The organism is Microbacterium sp. C23T, assembly GCF_053345975.1.
The window spans coordinates 1-18038 of record NZ_JBKFBD010000052.1; the positions used below are offsets into that span (position 1 = coordinate 1).

Sequence of the window (18038 nt, forward strand, 5' to 3'; positions counted from 1 at the left end):
TCGCAACCCGGTGGGTTGCGACGGACCTCGATGTGTAGGGCGGGTGGGACTTGAACCCACGATCGTCGGGTTATGAGCCCGCTGCCTTGACCAGCTTGGCCACCGCCCCGTGCGCGCCAGGCGTGCGGAGACGAGCCTACCTGCCTGCCTTGCCCCCGGGCTCGTCTGCGCGGTCCTTGACGGGCGGCTCGGGCCACACCTTGGCGACGGCCTCGGTCACCTTGATGGATCCGGTGCGCGGGTGCGCAGCATCCGCCGCGCCTCCGTCGCTCCCCCGCTGGATCGGGAGCTCCTGGCTTTCGCTCAGCACCTGCGGATGATGGCGGGCGAGCTGGAACACGCCCCATACGGCGACCGCGCCGACCAGCGCGAACGAGATGTAGACCCAGAGCGGTGCGCCGGCCGCCTCTTGCAGCACCGTGAGGCCGATGAAGATCGCGACGATCGGGTCGATGACGGTGAGGCCGGCGACGACGAGGTCGGGCGGCCCGGAGGCGTACGCGTTCTGCACGAAGTAGGCGCCGACGATGGCGCCCGCGATGAGCGCGGCGAGGCACGTGAAGGTGAGCCAGTTGAAGTCCTGCGACTGGATGCGCACGATCACGACCTTGGCGAGCGTCGCGACGAAGCCGTAGATGACGCCGGCGGCGATGATGTAGAAGAGCGCGCCCATGCGCGACCGCAGCCAGATCCACAGACCCGCGAAGACGACGGTGACGATCCCGAGCATCACCAGGATCGTGATGAGCTGGCCGTTCGACACCGGCTTCTCCGTCGCGAACAGCGCCGCGATGGTGACGAAGATGAAGATGCCGCCCACGCAGGCGCCGATCGCGGTCAGCGAGCGTCTGGTCGGCTGGTGCCCGCTGATCTGGGCGTTCAGCAGCGTCGTGATCACGAGGGCGATCGCCCCCAGGGGCTGCACCACGATGAGCGGCGCGAACGCGAGCGCCGAGAGCTGGCACGCGATCGCGAGCCCCAGCATGACGGTCCCGATCACCCAGGACGGTCGCGAGAGGAGCTTCAGCAGGTGGTTCGCGCCCAGCCCGCCGCTCCCCTGCGAGCCGTAGAGACGCTCGACCTTCGTCACTCCGCGGTGCTGGTACTGCGCGCCGAACGACATGAAGATCGCGCCGAGCAGGGCCAGCGGGATGCCGATGAGGATTCCGGGATTCTGGAACGCGCCGACGAGCTGATCGCCTACGTCCTCGAGCTCAACCGCCGTCCACACCACACATCGACACTAGCCGCAGGCGCCGGTCGATAGGCTCAAGGCGTGGCTGTTCTCCCGATTCGCATCATGGGCGATCCCGTCCTGCACTCCCCCGCGTCCGCCGTCGAAGGGATCACGGACGAGATCCGCACCCTGGTCGCCGACATGTTCGAGACGATGGATGCCGCACCCGGAGTGGGCCTCGCGGCCCCGCAGGTCGGGGTGCCGCTGCGCATCTACACGTACAACTACGCCGACGACGACGGTGCGCCGTGGCGCGGTGTGATCATCAACCCCGAGCTCTGGATGCGGCCGCTCGAGCCGGGCGCGCCCGACCCCGACGAGGAGTCCGAGGGATGCCTCTCGTTCCCCGGCGAGCGGTTCCCGCTGCGCCGGTCGGACGAAGTGCTGGTGACCGGCACGGACCTCGAGGGCGACCCCGTCCGCATCCAGGTCGACGGCTGGCGGGCGCGCATCATGCAGCACGAGTTCGACCATCTCGACGGCATCCTCTACGTCGACCGCCTCGACGACGGCGACTGGAAGACCGTGCAGAAGCTCGCGCGCAAGCGCGGCTGGGGGCGTCCCGGAAGCGCGTGGACCCCGGGCGTCGACCACATCCAAGCCTGAGGCGCCGGGCCCGGGGCCTCGTCAGCCGCCGAGGCCCGCGACGAGGTTGATCACCGTCGCGAGGATCACCGCACCGAAGAGGTACGCCAGCAGCGTCTGCGCGATCACGGTGCGCCGGATCACGTTCTGCGACACGTTGGTGTCCGCGACCTGATACGTCATGCCGAGCCCCACCGAGAAGTAGGCGAAGTCGGTGTACATCGGGTCCTCGCGCTGATTGAAGGCGATGCCGCCGATCGGCTCCGTGTAGTACAGGTGCGCGTACCGGAGCATGTAGTCCAGCTGGATGAGGCCCCACGACGCGGCGACCGCCACCACGGCGATTCCCGCGAGCAGGAACGACGTCAGCTCGTCGGCGTGCCGCGCCTGGACGATCACGACGGCGACCGCAGCGAGGCTCGCGACGCTGCCGGTGAGCGAGATCAGGCGTGCGAGGCGGCGCCCCGGGTCCTCCGCGGTGGCATGCGCGCGCGTCTGCGCGGCATCCATCCTCCAGATGTTCGGGACGATGAGGAGCAGGGTCGTGAGCGACAGCGCCGCCCAGCCCGCGAGGAGGCCGGCCGCGAGGCCCAGGAACGGCGTGACCGCGAAACCGGCGACGACACCGACCGCGAGCGAGATCAGACCGCGGGTGAGGATCGCCGGGCGGGTGTGCGCCATCGTCGAATGATCGCACACGGCCCCACGGCTCGGGTCACGCCGCGGATGTGTCGTCGCGGCGGTTCTGGCGCTCGACCCATCGGCGCAGCTCCGCATCTGCTCCGGGAGGCGCCTGGGCGATGACGTTCATGCCCTGCCGCACCAGCGTCGTGCCGATGCGCATCGGGCCCCACACGCGAGCGGTGGAGAGTTCTCCGGTGTCGACGTCGCGCACCTGCACCTGCGTGGTGTCGGTGCGCTTGCGTGCACCCGGCTTGCCCGCGACATGCTGCACGACGAGCACCGGGAGGTCGTGCGCGGCAGCCGTGGCGATCACGGAGTCGAGATCGTGGGCGGCCCACTGCCGGCGGATGCCTCGCACGGACCAGAGGGCGACCAGGACGACGGCCAGCGTGGCGATGCCCGTGGGAACGAGCCAGAGGCTCGCCACGGCGGACAGCAGCGACCACAGCGCGATCCCCCGGACGGCGAGCAGGATCGCGATGATCGACGGCACGAGCGCGAGGAAGAGCCAGGGCGCGGGTGCCGAGACCGGGAACATCCACGGATCCCCGCCGAACAGCACCACGAGCCCGACCCACAGCACGGCGACGCCGAACACGACGAGCGCGATCAGAAGGGGGACGGAGCGATAGACGGGCGCCGGTGCAGGAACCCCGCCCTCGACGGCCAGACGCGGCGAAGGCTTCGCGCGAGCCGCCATGTGCACTCCTCGATGTGATCCCCGGAGACGAAGAAAGCCTCGGGGGTGGAGCCCCGAGGCTTTCGCTCCCCCACTTGGACTCGAACCAAGAACCTATCGGTTAACAGCCGATTGCTCTGCCAATTGAGCTATGGAGGAATGTTCCGCACTCTCGTGCGGGCAACCAGTCCATACTAGCAAAGCTCAGGACGTGCTCATGACCACGTGGGCCCGTTCACGAGTTGACGACGCGTCGATCGGCCTGTCCGTCGGGCGTCCACAGCAGATCCTCGGTGCCGTGCCCGAAGGCGACGGCGTGGCCCGCGCGCAGCACGAGGACGTCCGCGTCCAGCTCGCTCACGACCTCCGGCTCGTTGGTCACGACGAGGGCGGCCATGTCGAGCTCGCGTCGACGTCGGAGCACCGCCTCGCGTGCGGCCTTGCGCACCTCGACGTCCATGTTGGCGAAGGGCTCGTCGGCGATCAGCACGCGAGGCTGGAGCACGAGGGCCCGGGCGAGCGCCACGCGCTGGCGCATGCCCGCGCTCAGCTCGTACGGGTACTTGGGCGCCGCGCCGAGCGGCAGCATGAGCTCGTCGAGCAGTGACGCCACCCGCACCGCGAGTGCTCGCGCGCTGACGTGCCGGTCGCGACTGGTGATCGGCTCGCCGATCACCTCGGCGACCGTGAGGCGGGCCGGAAGATGTGCGCCCGCGGCCTGCGGGACGTAGCCGGCGTAGTACGTGAGGTAGCGGTGGGCGCGGCCGGGACGCCGCACCGCGACGCCTTCGACGATGCCGCGTCCGCCCACGACGGCGAGACCGGGCTCGTCGGCGCCGGCCAGCACCGCGGCGAGCGAGGACTTGCCGGAGCCCGTGGGGCCCATCAGTGCCAGGATGCCGCCGTGCGGCAGTCTGAACGACACGCCGTCGACGACGCGCTGCGCCGGACCGCCACGACCCGAACGGGCGATCGACAGATCCGAGCAGTCGATCGCGACATCCGCATCTCGCCGGTGAGCCATGTCCTCATCCTGCCCGCTGACCGGCGTCGACGCCAGCCGACGGGACCGGATCAGGAGGCCTCGTCAGCGAGGGCCTGACGCTGGGCGTCGAGCTCACGCAGGCGCAGCCGGATGGTGCGGCCCTCCTCCGAGTCCGCGGGCACGCGCTGGATCGCTCCGAGCAGCTCCGCCTTCTCGCGGTCGAACCCCCGCATCACCAGCCGGCGCGCGAGGTCGCTCGCCGAAGAGACCGCCTCGTCGTCGCTCAGCGCCGGGAAATCGGCGGCGAGCAGCTCGGCTGCGAGCGACCGGTAGGGCTCGCGCACGGTGGCGACGGCATCCACGGCCCAGCCGGGCCGCTGCATTCCGGTGGCGTCGCGCACGGCGATGCGCACGGCATCGAGGGCCGGGTGCCGGAACGGCAGGTCGAGGGCGCGCGCGACGAGCGACGGGTCCATGCGATGGCCGAACTGCAGCACGCCCATCACGGCGCCCCGCTCCAGCCCGACCTCCGGCGTTCGCGGCAGAGTCGCGAGCGTGACGCGTAGCGCGCCGTCGTCGACCGGCGGCTCCGCGGGCTCGGCCGCGCCGGGCGCGGCGTCGCGCCGGCCGCCCGCGCCGCTGCGGCCCGCACGCTCGACTTCCCGGCGGACGTCCTCGGTGTCCATGCCGAGCCGTCTCGCCAGCACCCGCACGTACTCCGGCTGCAGCAGCGGATCGCGCAGCTCCGCGACGACCGGTGCGGCGGTGCGAAGGGCGCCGACGCGCCCCTCGACGCTGCGCAGGTCGTAGCCCGAGATGCGCTGGTCGAGCACGAACTCGACCATCGGCACCTTCGTCTCGAGGAGCGCCCGCACGGCGCCGTCGCCGCGCGCGAGGCGCAGGTCGCACGGGTCGAGTCCTTCCGGACCCGTGGCGACGTAGGTCTGCGCGTTGAACCGCTTGGCGTCGGCGAAGGCGCGCAGCGCCGCCTTCTGTCCGGCGGCATCCGGGTCGAAGGTGAACACGACCTCGCCGGCCGTGGAGTCGTCGCCCATCACGCGCCGGAGCACCGTGATGTGGTCGGAGCCGAACGCCGTGCCGCACGTCGCGATCGCGGTCGTGATGCCCGCGAGGTGGCACGCCATCACGTCGGTGTAGCCCTCCACCACGACGACCTGGTGCTGGCGCGACACCTCGCGCTTGGCGAGGTCGAGCCCGTAGAGCACCTGCGCCTTCTTGTAGATCGTCGTCTCGGGCGTGTTGAGGTACTTCGGGCCGTTGTCGTCGTCGAAGAGCTTCCGCGCCCCGAATCCGATCACCTGACCGGTCACATCGCGGATGGGCCAGACCACGCGCCCGCGGAAGCGGTCGTACACGCCGCGCTGTCCCTGCGACACGAGGCCCGCGGACGAGAGCTCCTCGTCGGTGAAGCCCTGGGTGCGCAGCGCCTTGGTCATGCCCTCCCACCCCTTCGGGGCGAATCCGACGCCGAAGTGGGCGGCGGCGCCGGCGTCGAAGCCGCGCTGCCCGAGGAAGCGTCGGGCGATGTCGGCCTCGGGAGTCATGAGCTGAGCGCGGAAGAACTCCGCGGCCGCAGCGTTGGCCGCGTACAGGCGGGCGCGCCCCGTGTGCTCGGGGGCGGCACCGCCGTCCTCGTAGTGGAGGGCGTAGCCGATGCGGCCTGCCAGGCGTTCGACGGCCTCGGTGAACGTCACGTGGTCCATCGCACGCAGGAACGAGTACACGTCCCCGGACTCGCCGCAGCCGAAGCAGTGGTAGAAGCCGGCCTGGGGCCGCACGTTGAAGCTCGGACTGCGCTCGTCGTGGAACGGGCAGAGCCCCTTCATCGAACCCACGCCGGCGGACTTGAGCGCGACCCGCTCTCCGATGATGTCGGCGATGTTCGTGCGCGCCTTGACCTCGTCGACGTCCGCCTGGCGGATCCGCCCCGCCATCAGCGGGCCTCGGACGCGCGGAAGGCGCGGGAGGCGGTGTCCATGGGCCGCGCGCCCGGAGCCCATACGCCGACGGATGCTGCGTCCACGGGTCCGACGAGCGACCCGTGCCACGCGATCGCCAGCTGATCGGTGAGGCTGGCGACCTGGTCGACGACCACACGGCGGCGCGCAGCATCCGTGTCGGCCGCCCCGAAGTCCTCTGCGTGCAGCGCGTCGAGCGCGTCGGGGTGCTCCCACAGCGCCGTCGCGAGGCGCTTGAGGACGCGTCGCTGCTCCTTGTAGAGGTCCTTGCGCCCTTCGATCGACACGACCGCCGCGCCGATGATGCCCTTGAGCACCGCCATCTCGGCCTCGACGATGCGGGGCACGATGAGGTGGCCGCGGTACCGGGTGAGCACGGACGTCGCATACGACTCGCGTGTGGCGGTCGTCGCGGCGCGCGCGAAGCGGCCGATGAGGTCGGAGGTGAGGTTCTTGAGCCGCGCGAGCGCCGCACGCGTGCCGTCGAAGGAATCGATCCACTCCGGCATGCGGGTGAGTCGGAACAGCGCGTCCTCGAGCTCGTCTCGGGCGAAGTCGAAGCCGACCCAGGACTGGATCGCGGTGAGGAGCCACTCGTGCTCGCGCGGGTCGACCAGGCGCGCCGGGTCGAGGTAGCCGTTGACGACCGCGTCCTCGAAGTCGTGGACCGAGTAGGCGATGTCGTCGGAGAGGTCCATGACCTCGGCTTCGATGCAGCGGAGCCGGCCCGGTGCGCCCTCGCGCACCCAGCGGAACACCTCTTCGTCTTCGGGGTAGACGCCGAACTTGAGTCGTCCGCCGGGATCGGGCAGCGGGTGGTCGACCGTCCACGGGTACTTGCAGGCGGCGTCGAGGCTCGCCCGCGTGAGGTTGAGGCCGAAGCTGCGACCGTCGGCGTCGACCACCTTCGGCTCGAGCCGCGTGAGGATGCGCAGGGTCTGCGCGTTGCCCTCGAAGCCGCCGAAGTCCTCGGCCCACTCGTTCATGGCCCGTTCGCCGTTGTGGCCGAACGGAGGGTGCCCGAGATCGTGGCTGAGGCAGGCCGTGTCGACGACGTCCGCGGCGAGGTCGAGGGCCGTCGCCAGCTCGCGGCCGACCTGGGCGACCTCGAGCGAGTGGGTGAGGCGGTTCCGTGCGAAGTCCGCGGGGCTCGCAGGACTCAGCACCTGGGTCTTCGCGGCCAGACGGCGCAACGCAGCCGAGTGCAGCACACGCGCACGGTCGCGCGCGAAGTCGTCGCGCTGGGAGCGGTGGCGCTCGGCATGGAAGCGGGCGGCATCGGCGTCGTCATAGCCCACCGGGCGCTCGGACGCGCCGGCCAGGTCACCCGCCACTGTGGTCGAGTTCCGCTTCGGCGATGGCGGTGGTGGCCTCGGCGCTGAGCTCGCGCGACTCGAGCCAGCGGTCTGGCAGCGCGGGGCGCTTCGGGGTGCCGGCGCGCCCTCGCTGACCTTCGGCCGCCGCACCCGGGTACGGGGCGTCGGCATCGAGGGTGGCGAGCAGGTCGTCGATCTCGGCGAGGCTCGATGCGGTGGCGAGGCTCGCGCGGAGCTCGCCGCCCACCGGGTAGCCCTTGAAGTACCACGCGACGTGCTTTCGGATGTCGCGGCAGCCGCGGTCCTCGTCCTCGAAGAACTCGACGAGGAGCTCGGCGTGGCGGCGGAACGCGCGCGAGACGAAACCGAGGGTCGCGTCGACCGGCTCAGCCGGTGCGGCGCCCGGGCCGCCGAGCGCGCGGGCGAGATCGCCGAACAGCCACGGACGCCCGAGGCAGCCGCGACCGACGACGACGCCGTCGCACCCGGTCTCGTCCATCATGCGCACGGCGTCGTCGGCCGACCAGATGTCGCCGTTGCCGAGCACCGGGACGCTGGTGACGGTCTCTTTGAGCCGCGCGATCGCTGACCAGTCCGCCTGGCCGGAGTAGAACTCCGACGCGGTGCGGGCGTGCAGGGCGACGGCGGCCACGCCGGCGTCCTCGGCGATGCGTCCGGCGTCGAGGTAGGTGAGGTGGTCGGCGTCGATGCCTTTGCGCATCTTCACCGTGAGGGGGATGTCACCGGCGGCGCGGGCGGCGCGCGTCACGATGTCACGGAACAGGCCGAGCTTCCACGGGAGGGCCGCTCCCCCGCCCTTGCGGGTGACCTTGGGGACGGGGCACCCGAAGTTCAGGTCGATGTGATCGGCGCGATCCTCTTCGACGAGGAGGCGCACGGCGGCCTCGGTCGTCGCGGGATCGACGCCGTAGAGCTGGATCGAGCGAGGGGTCTCGGACTCGTGGTGCGTGATCAGGCGCATCGTCGTCGCATTGCGCTCGACGAGGGCGCGCGTCGTGATCATCTCGCTGACGTAGAGACCGGCCCCGTATTCGCGGCAGAGGCGCCGGAATGCGGTGTTGGTGATGCCCGCCATCGGCGCGAGCACCACGGGGGCGTCGAGTTCGATGGGCCCGATGCGCAGCGTCGGCGCAGGGGCGAGGGCAGTAGTCACGCGTTCCATTCTCTTACAGGAATCCGTCCCTTGGCTGAACGGCCGCACCCCTGTGCACAGGGCTTAGCCTGGGGGGATGACCGAGGCCACGATCACCGACCTGCGCGAGATCCCCTTCACGACCGCCGACGGCGGCACCGCGACCCTCTCCGAGTACGGCGACCAGGTGCTCCTCGTCGTCAACGTCGCGTCGAAATGCGGCCTGACTCCGCAGTACGAGCAGCTCGAGCAGCTGCAGCGGGCGTACGCCGACCGCGGCTTCACGGTGCTGGGCTTCCCCTGCAACCAGTTCATGGGGCAGGAGCCGGGGTCGATGGACGAGATCCTCGAGTACTGCTCGGTCACGTGGGGTGTGACGTTCCCCGTCTTCGACAAGGTCCGCGTCAACGGCCCCGGCGCCGCTCCGGTCTACAAGGCGCTGAAGAAGTCGCGCGATGCCGAGGGCAAGAAAGGCCCGATCGTCTGGAACTTCGAGAAGTTCGTCCTGACGCCGGAGGGCGGCATCCACCGCTTCCGTCCGAACGTCAAGCCCGACGACCCGGCGATCGTCGAGGTCATCGAGGCGAACCTGCCTCGCTGACCCCGCACACATCAGACGGGCCCGCCGCGACGAATCGCGGCGGGCCCGTTCTCGTTGAAGGGTTCAGACGTCGACGTCGGCGGGCTCGCGGTTCTCGGACCACACCTGCCGCACGATCTGCGCGAAGGCCTCAGCGGGCTGGGCACCCGAGACGCCGTACTTGCCGTCGATCACGAAGAAGGGCACCCCGTTGATGCCGTAGGCCGCGGCCTGCGCCTGGTCGGCGCGCACCGCGTCGAGGTAGCGGCCGCTCTCGAGGGCCTCGCGGGCGGCGTCGGCGTCGAGCCCGGCATCGGTGGCGAGGTCGACCAGCTCATCCTGTCGCCCGAGGTGGCGTCCTTCGGTGAAGTACGCGGCCATGAGGCGCTCGGCGAGCTCGTGCTGGCGGCCCTGCTCCTTCGCGAAGTGCAGGAGCTCATGGGCCTTCACGGTGTTGGTGTGCTTGAGAAGGTCGAACCGGTACTCGAGGCCCGCGTCGGCGGCGACGCCGGTCACACGCTCGAGCATCTGCTGCACCTGGGCGCGCGGCATGCCCTTGTGCTTCGCGAGGAAGTCGAGCTCGTCGCCCTCGAAATCGACGGGCGTATCGGGCGACAGCTCGAACGAGTGGTACGTCACCTCCACGGCGGGGGCGTCGTCGTCCGCGGATGCCGCGGCCAGTCCGTTCTCGAGGTTGCGCTTGCCGATGTAGCACCAGGGGCAGGCGATGTCGCTCCACACGTCGATCTTGATGGCGTCCGTCATGCTGAGGACAACCGCGCGCGTCCGCGCATCTATTCCGCCGAATGCGTCGGTCCGGTGCGGATGCTCAGGGAACGGGCGGGTCGGCGTCGGGCACGAACCGGAACCGCACCCGCACGTCGTCGTACGGCACCACCAGGGTCGAGGCATCCGGCGACCACGTGTCGGGCACGAGGTAGAGGCGCCCGCCGCCCTGCGCGAGCAGCCTCAGCCCGAAGTATCGGTACGCGAACGTCTGCGGCGCGGCTGCGGGATCTTCGACGGATGCCTCGTCCCCGAGCTGCTGGAAGGTGATGGCGTCGTTGCCCGGATAGAGCCGCTCGGGGGTGTCGAGCACGACGGCGGGGAGCGTCGTGAGGTCGGCGGCGAGGGAGCGGGCCTGCCCGAGGCCCCACCATTGCGCGATGGTCGCTGTCGACCAGAACGTGCCGGCGATCATCACGAGGACGAGGAGCACGACGACGCCGCGCCCGCCGCTCGAGCGGTCGAGGGCGCGCACGGTGGCCGAGGCGTAGGCCGCGAGCCCCGCGCCGATCGCGAGGAACAACGGGGTCAGGAGCTGGCCGTACGTCCATCCCGGCAGGAACGGCACGAGGAAGGCCAGGACGAGGCCCGCGAGAATGAAGCCGATCCCGGTCCAGGCGAGGATGGCGATCACTCGCCGTTGCGCGGGGCGCTCCTTTGTCAGCAGCCACTTCCGCAGGGCGCGATGGCCGAGGATCGCGGCGGCGGCGAGCAGGGTGAGGACCATGACCGGGATGAACAGCGCCCCGGGGCTGCGCATCACGAACTCCTGCGAGCTCAGCCCGATGATGTCGACGTCGACGCCGAAGTAGCGGAAGAACTCGCGCGTCGACACATAGCCGAAGTAGAAGAGCAGGGCGGTGACCAGGGTGAGCGGAGCCACGAAGGAGGAGAGGAAGCCCATCCACTTCTCGAAGCCGAGCCCGGGGTCGACCCGGAGCGGCTCATCGGCGGTCGATGCGGAGGACCCGGCGGGTGCGGAGGTGCCGCGACCTGCGGCATCCGCGGCTGTCGAGGCCGCAGGTTCGGGCGGGGACGCGGCGGGCGGGTGCGCTGCCATCAGCCGTCCACCTCTGTGGTGGGCGTGTCGGAGGGCTCCGGCTCCGGCTGCTGATCCGGGTCCTCGACCTGCTCCTGATCCTGCTCGGCGGACGGCTCCGGGTCGTTGACGACGATCGGGGGTCCGGGGTCGACCTCGCGCGCCGCGACCTCGTCGCAGATCTCGGCGGTCGGGCACTCGAGCGTGCCGCGGAAGGTGATGGCGGTGCCGTCCTGGAAGTCGCCGCCGGGGCGGAGGACGAGGCTGCAGAAGATGCCGGACTCGTTCGCCGCGACGAGCATGCCGAGGCAGGAGCGGTCGGCGCCGCGGGTTCCGCAGACCCCGCCGTCGACCCGCAGGCCGGGCCGATCGGTCACCGCGTTCTCGAACGTGAAGCTGACGCCGTCCGGCACCGTGTCGCCGCCCCAGAACACCGCGATGGTCTTGCACCAGACCCCCGGCTCGAGGACCTCGGCGGTGCCCTGATCGCCGTATGCGGGTCCGCCGTACTGGGCGACGGGGCCGGTGCGGACGCGATCCTGAGTGGGATCCTCTCCGCCGTCGGAATCCGCCTGCCCGTGGTCCTCGCCGCCGGTGTCGGTCTCCCCTTCGGCAGTGACCTCGTCGGTGGGCTCCGCGGACGCGGAAGGGCTCGCCGACGTGGTGGGTCCCGCGTCCTCGGTGGTCACCGGCGTCCCGCATCCCGTCAGGGCGAAGGCCGCGACGAGGCTCAGGATCGCGGCGAGGCCCACCCGAGGCCCTGACAGCGCCATGACGCGCCTCCTGACCGGCCGCATGCGCGGCTCACGTCAATGATGAGGGCGCGAGGGCTCGCTGGATACCCCGTCGGACGCAGGCGTGAGATCAGGATGTGGCGGCGTCGGGGGCGTCCACGGCGCCGCCGAATCGGCGATCGCGGCCGAGGTAGGCGTCGATGCCGTGCCACAGGTCCTCTCGCGTGAAGTCGGGCCACAGCGTGTCGAGGAACACGAACTCCGCGTACGCCGACTCCCACAGCAGGAAGTTCGACGTGCGCTGCTCGCCGCTCGACCGCAGGAACAGGTCGACATCCGGCATGTCCGGGCGGTAGAGGCGTCGCTGGATCAGCTTCTCCGACACCGCCGAGGGCTTCAGCCGGCCCGCCGCGACGTCGTCGGCGATCGAGCGCATCGCATCGACGAGCTCGATGCGGCCGCCGTAGTTCACGCACATCGTGAGGGTCAGCACGTCGTTGCCGGTCGTCAGCTGCTCCGCGAACTGCAGCTCCTTGATGACGCTCCCCCAGAGGCGCGGCTTGCGGCCGGCCCACTGGATGCGCACGCCCCACTCGTTGAGCTGATCGCGCCGACGGTGGAGCACGTCGCGGTTGTAGCCCATGAGGAAGCGCACCTCGTCGGGCGAGCGCGACCAGTTCTCGGTCGAGAACGCGTAGACCGACAGATGCTTCACGCCCGCCTGGATCGCGCCGGCCACGACGTCCAGCAGTGCGGCCTCGCCCGCCTTGTGCCCCTCGATGCGGGTGAGACCCCGGCGATTGGCCCAGCGGCCGTTGCCGTCCATCACGATGGCCACATGGTTCGGCACGGCACCGCGGGGGTACTCCGGCGGGTAGACGCCGGTCCAGTCGAGCGGGCGGTACGGCACCGCGTCGCGGTGCGTGTAGGGCTTCGGGGTCACCTGGTGCCTTCCTGCGGGGCTGCCGAGACATGGGAGAGCGAACGGATGCCGCGTTCGAGGTGCCACTGCGCGTAGGCCGCGATGAGACCCGAGGCGGCGGCGGTCGACCCCGGGGACGCGGCATCCACCACGTCCCATTCCCCCGCCATCAGCGACTGCAGGAGCGACACCGTGGCGGCGTCGACGCGGGCGGCGCCGGTGGGAGCGCAGTCGCGGCAGACGATGCCGCCCTGCTGGGCGACGAACGTGTCATGGGGGCCGCGGCGTCCGCAGAGCGCGCACTCGCCGAGGCCGGGCGCCCAGCCCGACAGCGCCATCGCACGGAGCAGATACGAGTCCAGGACGCTCCGCGAGGCATGCTCGCCGCGTGAGAGGGCGCGAAGTCCTCCGACGAGGAGCAGGTACTGCTGGGGCGTCGCCTCTGCCTCGTTGAGGCGATCGGCCGCCTCGACCATGGCGTGAGCGGAGGTGTACCGGTCGTAGTGGGCGACGATCTCGGCGCCGTAGGAGCCGAGCGATTCGGCCTGCTGGACGATGTCGAGCGAGCGCCCCTGGTACAGCTGCACATCGGCGACCATGAAGGGCTCGAGGCGTGCGCCGAACCGCGACGACGTGCGCCGCACCCCCTTGGCGACGGCGCGCAGCTTGCCGTGGCGGCGGCTCAGCATCGTCACGATCCTGTCCGCTTCCCCCAGCTTGTGGGTGCGCAGGACCACGACTTCATCGCGGTAGGTGGGCACGGGTCAATTATCCCTGCGCACCCGTCGGATCGGGCGGCACGGAGCCGAGGGTGGCGCGGGTCGCGCGTCGGCCATGCCGCTAGGCTCCGCAATGTGATGCTGCCGCGTGCCGCCGCCGTCCTGGGCCTGGTCGTGCTGCTCTCCGGGTGCACCGCCGCGGAGACGCCCGGTCCGACGCCGACCGAAGACACCCGTCTGGCGGAATGCGACGCGGCGGCCGCCGCCGTCTCCGACGCGGTGGCAGACGTCGTGGCCGGCTACGAAGGGCCGCTCGGCCCCGACGGTTCGATGACGGCCTCGCCGGAGCCGCTGCCGAGCGCAACCCCCGACACCGACGGGTCCGGCGACCCGCTCTCCGCCGCGGTCGCCGCGGCGCGCGAGACACGCGAACGCCTCGGCTGCGACGCCGACCGGTTCGAGGACGAGCTGCAGACAGGGCTTGACGAGGTGCGTCCTGAAGGCGCGATCGCGACCGCCGTCTGGCGCCGGGTCTCGGCGACGCTGCTCGGGCGGATCCCCGCCGACACGACGGAGCGCACGCTGGAGGCGGGCGAGGATCTCGCCGAGGTCGTCGCGCAGATCCCGGAGGGCGGAACCCTCGTACTGCCGGCCGGGACGGTCGAGGCGGACGACACCATCGTCCTCCTCGACGGCGTGACGCTGCGCGGCGCCGGCCGGGACGCCACCGTCCTGCGCTCCTCGGCATCCGACGCCGCCGTCCTGATCGCCGCGACCGGTCTGGTGAAGGTCGTCGACATGACGGTCGAGGTCGCCGGTCCCGATCCCGCATCGGCCGTCGTCGCCGGACCGTGGGCGTCGCTCGTGCTGAGCGGCGCGCGGGTGGCGGGCGCCACCATCGCGGACGGCATCGGCGGTGCCGGCGTGTACCTGTCCGCCGGCGCCGAGGTCGTCACCGGCGAGCAGACCACGCTCGAGGTCACCGACACCCTGTTCGAGCGGAATGCGTGGGCGGGCCTCGCGGTGACCGGCCGTCACCGCGTGAGCATCGAAGCCTCCCGATTCTCCGGCAACGGCGAGGTGGGCCTGCTGTTCATGGACGCGACCAGCGGCTCGGTGCGCTCGAGCACGTTCGCCGACAACACGGTCGGGGTCGCGATCGCCGGCACCGCCTCGCCGACGCTGTTGTCGAGCACCGCGAGCGGCGGCTCCGTGGCGCTCCAGACGGACGATTCGGCGGCTCCCACGGTGGACGGGATGGACATCGGCGGCGCGACCACCGCGGCGGTCATCCTCGGCGGCGAGTCGGGTGGATGGATCGGGGGCGTGGCGTGCCACGACGTGCCGTTCGGCATCGTGGTCTCCAGCGGGGCCGCGCCGACGATGGTCTCGAACTCCTGCGCTCTGAGCCGGGGCGGCTCCTGAGAGCGAGCGCTCTCGCGACACGCCGTGGATGACTTCGCGACACGCCGAAGAGATTTCGCGACACGCCGCAGAAGTCCAGATGTTTGAGGAAATCTGCTTGTAACCGATCCGGCGTCGGTGCCATACTCGGCCACGTCGACCCCGCCTTCGGGTGGTGGGGTCAGGCGTGGGGGAATCATGCCGTCGGGGGCAGCTGAATCGGGTGCGCGCAAGAGCGCTGCTCGTCGGCGCGCGCACGGTGCCGGCTCCGCCGCCGTCGCCGCCCTCGTGAGCGTCGCCCTCGTCGTCGCCGGCGTCGTGCCGGCGCATGCCGCCACCCCGGAACCGACCGCGGTCGAGCGAACGCCGGCGGCGTCGGCAGCTCCCGCGACGACTCCTGGTGAGACCCCGCCCGAGATCGTCCACCTCCGCGACGCCGAAGTCGTCGTCGTCCAGGTGCTTCCCCGCGACGAGGCCCGTGCCGCGCTCGATTCCGTCTTCGCGGCCCAGGAGGAACGGCGCACGGAGGCGGCTCGTCGCGAGCGCGTGGTGCGTGCGGAGCAGAGCGCGTACGTCACGGAGCTGGCCGTGGCCCAGCAGGCCGCGCAGGCCCAGGCGGAAGCGGATGCGAAGCTGCAGGAGGCGCTCGCGGCGCTCGCCAAGGCGCTCTCCACGAGCCAGTGCACCACCGTCGGCGGGACCAACGGGCAGCCCGCTTCGATCTCGTGCCCGATGGAGAACGGCGATGCGACGATCTCGGGCGACGACGGCGCGGGAGTGACGACGCCCTCGCCCTCGCCCACGCCGACGCCGACTCCGACCCCGCCGCCTGCGGCCGAGGACGACGACGCCGCGCAGCCCATGAGCGCGTCCAGCACGCCCGGCGATCCCGTCGGCCCCGACCAGTTCCTCGGCGCGGGCGCGCTCGCGGGCGCCCTCGCGCAGGTCCTGGGTGAATGGGCCGGCGCGGGAGCGGACGTCTCGGGCATCAGCGCGTCCGTCGCCTCGCTGCCGGACGCACGCCTCGGCGAGGCATCCGGTCGCGCGATCGTGATCGACGACGACGCCGCCGGGTGGGGCTGGTCGCGCATGGACCTCCTCACGGTCGTGCGACACGAGGTCGGTCACGCCCTCGGCGCCGGTCACGGCGGCGGGCTCATGGCCGAGACGCTGTCGCCCGGTGAGAGCCGCGGGGTGGATGCGTCGATCCTCCCCGCGCCCGAGCCCCCCGCACCGGCTGAGCCGGCGCCGGCGGAGCCTGCCCCGGCGGATCCCGCCCCTGCGGAGGTGCCCGCTCCGGCGGAGGTGCCCGCTCCGGTGGTCGAGCCGACTGCCGAGACGCCGGCCGCGCCCGCCACCGTGGAGCAGCCCGCCGATGCGACGACGCCGGAAGCCGCGGCGGCGCCCACGTCGGCTCCCCTCGCCTGGAACGTGGCCGACGGCACCGCGACCCTCGCCCTGACCGCGGCCGAGGCCGCGGCCGGCGGCATCGCCCTCGTCGGAGGGCGCATCGTCTTCACCTCCGGCTCCGGCGCGACCGTCGCCGTCGAGGCGCAGGGGCTGACCCACGTCATCGTGCGCGGCGTCGACGGCGCCGCATCGTTCACCGTCGACCTCACCGGCATCGCCGGACTCGCACTCGCGATCGACGGGGCGCTCGACGCGCTGCTCGTGAAGGGCCTCCCGGCTGCCGTCGTGCTGTCGGGCACGCCCGCCCGGCTGCGGCTGGGGGCCGTGGTCGCGAGCCTGACCTTCCTCGCCCCGCGTGTGGCGGCGCTGATCACCGGCCAGAGCGCCGTGGCGGTCGAGGGCACGGTCGTCCTTCCGGGGGCCGACCTCACGATCCAGGCGCGATCGATCACGGTGCGCTCCGGCGCGTCCGTCGACACCACAGGCACCGACCGCGACGGGGCGATCTCATTCGTCGCGAGCGACGCGAGCACGCACGGCGAGGATGCCGCGGCCTCCGTCACCGTCACGGGTGCGCGGCTCTCCGGCGGGGAGGTGACTCTGCGCGCCGACTCGACGGATGCGACGGGCCCGTGGTCGTCGTCGTCCGCCGGAGTCGCGGTGGTGGACTCCGCCATCTCGGCGACCGGCGACGTGCTGCTCAGCAGCTCCTCGACCACGGCCTCCTCCGCGAACGGCCTCGCCGCCCTGGTGAAGAACCAGTCGTCGGCCGTGACGCGCGTCGGCGGCAGCACCACGATCACCACTCCCGGCAGCGTCCGCATCGAAGCGCGCAACGCGGCGTCCGCGAGCGCGATCGCCGCAGGCGGCGCCGGACTCGGACTCGCCGAGGCGGACCTCGTGCGCGTCACGCACGCCGTCGTCGAAGGCGATCAGTCGATCACCGCGGCGCGGCTCCTCCTGCTCGCGACCGCCGCGGGATCCCTGCGCGTCGTCGCGGCGGGCACGGGCGGCTCGGCCCCGGCGCAGTCCGAGCTCAGCGAGGCGGCGCTCGCGGCGAACCCGCACGCGGGAGCGGTCGCCGTCGGCCGCGCGTTCCTCGAGACCATCGCGCGCTTCGCCCCGTCGGCGAAGGTCGATCTCGACGACACGAAGGCGACGGTCCAGGCGGACTCGTCCATCGACGCGACGGCGGAGGCAGCCGACGGCATCACGGCTCTCGTCGTGCGCGAGGTGTCGGGCGCCGCAGTGGGCGAAGGAGCCGCGCTGAGCGGCGTCTCAGATCTCACCCTCCGCGCCACCGCGCGCCACGCCGTCGCCGCAGACGGCGGCGCGGGCTGGGCGCTCGTCTCGTCGACGGCGCTCACCTCGGCCTCGATCGACGGCGGCTCGCCGCTCGCGGTCGCCGGGGACCTCTCGCTCCGCGCCGAGCAGACGGCGACCGTCCGCGCCGCCGGCGCGGGTGCCGCACTCGCCCTGGGCGTCCACGACGCCGCAGTGCGGCTGGCGCGCGGCGCCGATGTCGCGGGTGCGGTGGAGCTCGCGGCAGTCGGGCAGTCGGACGCCACGGCTCTCGCCACGAAAGGCCGTGCGGTCGCCCCATCGGCCGCGGTGTCGGTGCTCGCGGGCCTCGGCGGGGCGACGACGTCGATGCCCGCGCTCGCGCCGACCGCCGTTCCGCTCCGGGCTGTCGGCGGCGTCGCGATCGCCGCGACGGTCACCACCTCGCTCGGCTCGCTGGGTGCCGCTTCGGCACCGCTGCGCTCCGCTCACGGCGTCAGCCTCGCCGCCGTGGGCGGCGGGGCCGCGCCCGCCCGGGGGGGCGG

General features: G+C 72.0%; 16 protein-coding genes and 2 tRNA genes. 4 read left to right on the forward strand and 14 right to left on the reverse strand.

From position 1 onward, the window contains the following. Positions 1–35: 35 nt before the first annotated feature. Positions 36–109: transfer RNA gene (locus tag ACLBXX_RS19970), tRNA-Ile, on the reverse strand. Positions 110–136: 27 nt separating this feature from the next. Continuing rightward, positions 137–1234, reverse strand: coding sequence for a DMT family transporter (locus tag ACLBXX_RS19975; protein ID WP_447659451.1), 1098 nt, complete (start codon positions 1232–1234; stop codon positions 137–139). Positions 1235–1276: 42 nt separating this feature from the next. Here ACLBXX_RS19975 and def point away from each other — a divergent pair, with 42 nt between their 5' ends. Further along, positions 1277–1843, forward strand: coding sequence for a peptide deformylase (gene def, locus ACLBXX_RS19980; protein WP_447659452.1), 567 nt, complete (start codon positions 1277–1279; stop codon positions 1841–1843). Positions 1844–1864: 21 nt separating this feature from the next. Here def and ACLBXX_RS19985 read toward each other — a convergent pair whose 3' ends face one another. The 7 genes from ACLBXX_RS19985 to dusB form a co-directional block, all read right to left on the reverse strand. Further along, entirely contained in the window at positions 1865–2503 is a 639-nt protein-coding gene (locus tag ACLBXX_RS19985; RefSeq protein ID WP_447659453.1) for a DUF1345 domain-containing protein, read from the reverse strand. A 34-nt stretch (positions 2504–2537) separates the two neighbouring features. Further along, entirely contained in the window at positions 2538–3206 is a 669-nt protein-coding gene (locus ACLBXX_RS19990; protein ID WP_447659454.1) for a hypothetical protein, read from the reverse strand. Positions 3207–3271: 65 nt separating this feature from the next. Beyond that, positions 3272–3344, reverse strand: a tRNA-Asn gene (locus tag ACLBXX_RS19995). Positions 3345–3420: 76 nt separating this feature from the next. Then, positions 3421–4209: an ATP-binding cassette domain-containing protein gene (locus ACLBXX_RS20000; protein ID WP_310290957.1), complete on the reverse strand. Its 789-nt coding sequence runs from the start codon at positions 4207–4209 to the stop codon at positions 3421–3423. 50 nt (positions 4210–4259) lie between these two features. Further along, positions 4260–6125, reverse strand: coding sequence for a DNA primase (gene dnaG, locus ACLBXX_RS20005; protein ID WP_447659455.1), 1866 nt, complete (start codon positions 6123–6125; stop codon positions 4260–4262). Then, positions 6125–7483, reverse strand: a complete 1359-nt coding sequence (locus ACLBXX_RS20010; RefSeq protein WP_447659456.1) for a deoxyguanosinetriphosphate triphosphohydrolase — start codon at positions 7481–7483, stop codon at positions 6125–6127. Before ACLBXX_RS20010 ends, dnaG begins: the two co-directional genes overlap by 1 nt. After that, on the reverse strand, positions 7473–8639 hold the full coding sequence (gene dusB, locus ACLBXX_RS20015) for a tRNA dihydrouridine synthase DusB (RefSeq protein WP_447659457.1): 1167 nt from the start codon (positions 8637–8639) through the stop codon (positions 7473–7475). The genes ACLBXX_RS20010 and dusB overlap by 11 nt, the downstream gene beginning before the upstream one ends. Positions 8640–8715: 76 nt before the next feature. Here dusB and ACLBXX_RS20020 point away from each other — a divergent pair, with 76 nt between their 5' ends. Continuing rightward, positions 8716–9219: a glutathione peroxidase gene (locus tag ACLBXX_RS20020; RefSeq protein WP_056367368.1), complete on the forward strand. Its 504-nt coding sequence runs from the start codon at positions 8716–8718 to the stop codon at positions 9217–9219. Positions 9220–9282: 63 nt separating this feature from the next. On the opposite strand, the gene ACLBXX_RS20025 is transcribed toward ACLBXX_RS20020, so the two are convergent. The 5 genes from ACLBXX_RS20025 to recO all read right to left on the reverse strand — a co-directional run bounded on the left by ACLBXX_RS20025 (position 9283) and on the right by recO (position 13440). Next, on the reverse strand, positions 9283–9963 hold the full coding sequence (locus ACLBXX_RS20025) for a DsbA family oxidoreductase (RefSeq protein ID WP_447659458.1): 681 nt from the start codon (positions 9961–9963) through the stop codon (positions 9283–9285). Between the two features lie 64 nt (positions 9964–10027). Then, entirely contained in the window at positions 10028–11044 is a 1017-nt protein-coding gene (locus ACLBXX_RS20030; protein ID WP_447659459.1) for a hypothetical protein, read from the reverse strand. Beyond that, complete coding sequence (locus ACLBXX_RS20035) at positions 11044–11796, reverse strand: hypothetical protein (RefSeq protein WP_447659460.1); 753 nt, start codon at positions 11794–11796, stop codon at positions 11044–11046. Before ACLBXX_RS20035 ends, ACLBXX_RS20030 begins: the two co-directional genes overlap by 1 nt. Positions 11797–11887: 91 nt before the next feature. Then, complete coding sequence (locus ACLBXX_RS20040) at positions 11888–12700, reverse strand: isoprenyl transferase (protein ID WP_387137412.1); 813 nt, start codon at positions 12698–12700, stop codon at positions 11888–11890. After that, positions 12697–13440 (reverse strand): DNA repair protein RecO, encoded by a 744-nt coding sequence (recO, locus tag ACLBXX_RS20045; RefSeq protein ID WP_045302667.1) that lies wholly within the window; start codon positions 13438–13440, stop codon positions 12697–12699. The genes ACLBXX_RS20040 and recO overlap by 4 nt, the downstream gene beginning before the upstream one ends. Positions 13441–13536: 96 nt before the next feature. On the opposite strand from recO, the gene ACLBXX_RS20050 reads away from it, so the two are divergent. Both ACLBXX_RS20050 and ACLBXX_RS20055 read left to right on the forward strand, forming a co-directional pair. After that, a complete protein-coding gene (locus ACLBXX_RS20050) occupies positions 13537–14823 on the forward strand; it encodes a right-handed parallel beta-helix repeat-containing protein (protein WP_447659462.1) in 1287 nt (428 codons plus the stop codon). A gap of 177 nt (positions 14824–15000) precedes the next feature. Next, positions 15001–18038: hypothetical protein (locus tag ACLBXX_RS20055; RefSeq protein WP_447659461.1), on the forward strand; the 3038-nt coding region annotated here is incomplete at its 3' end.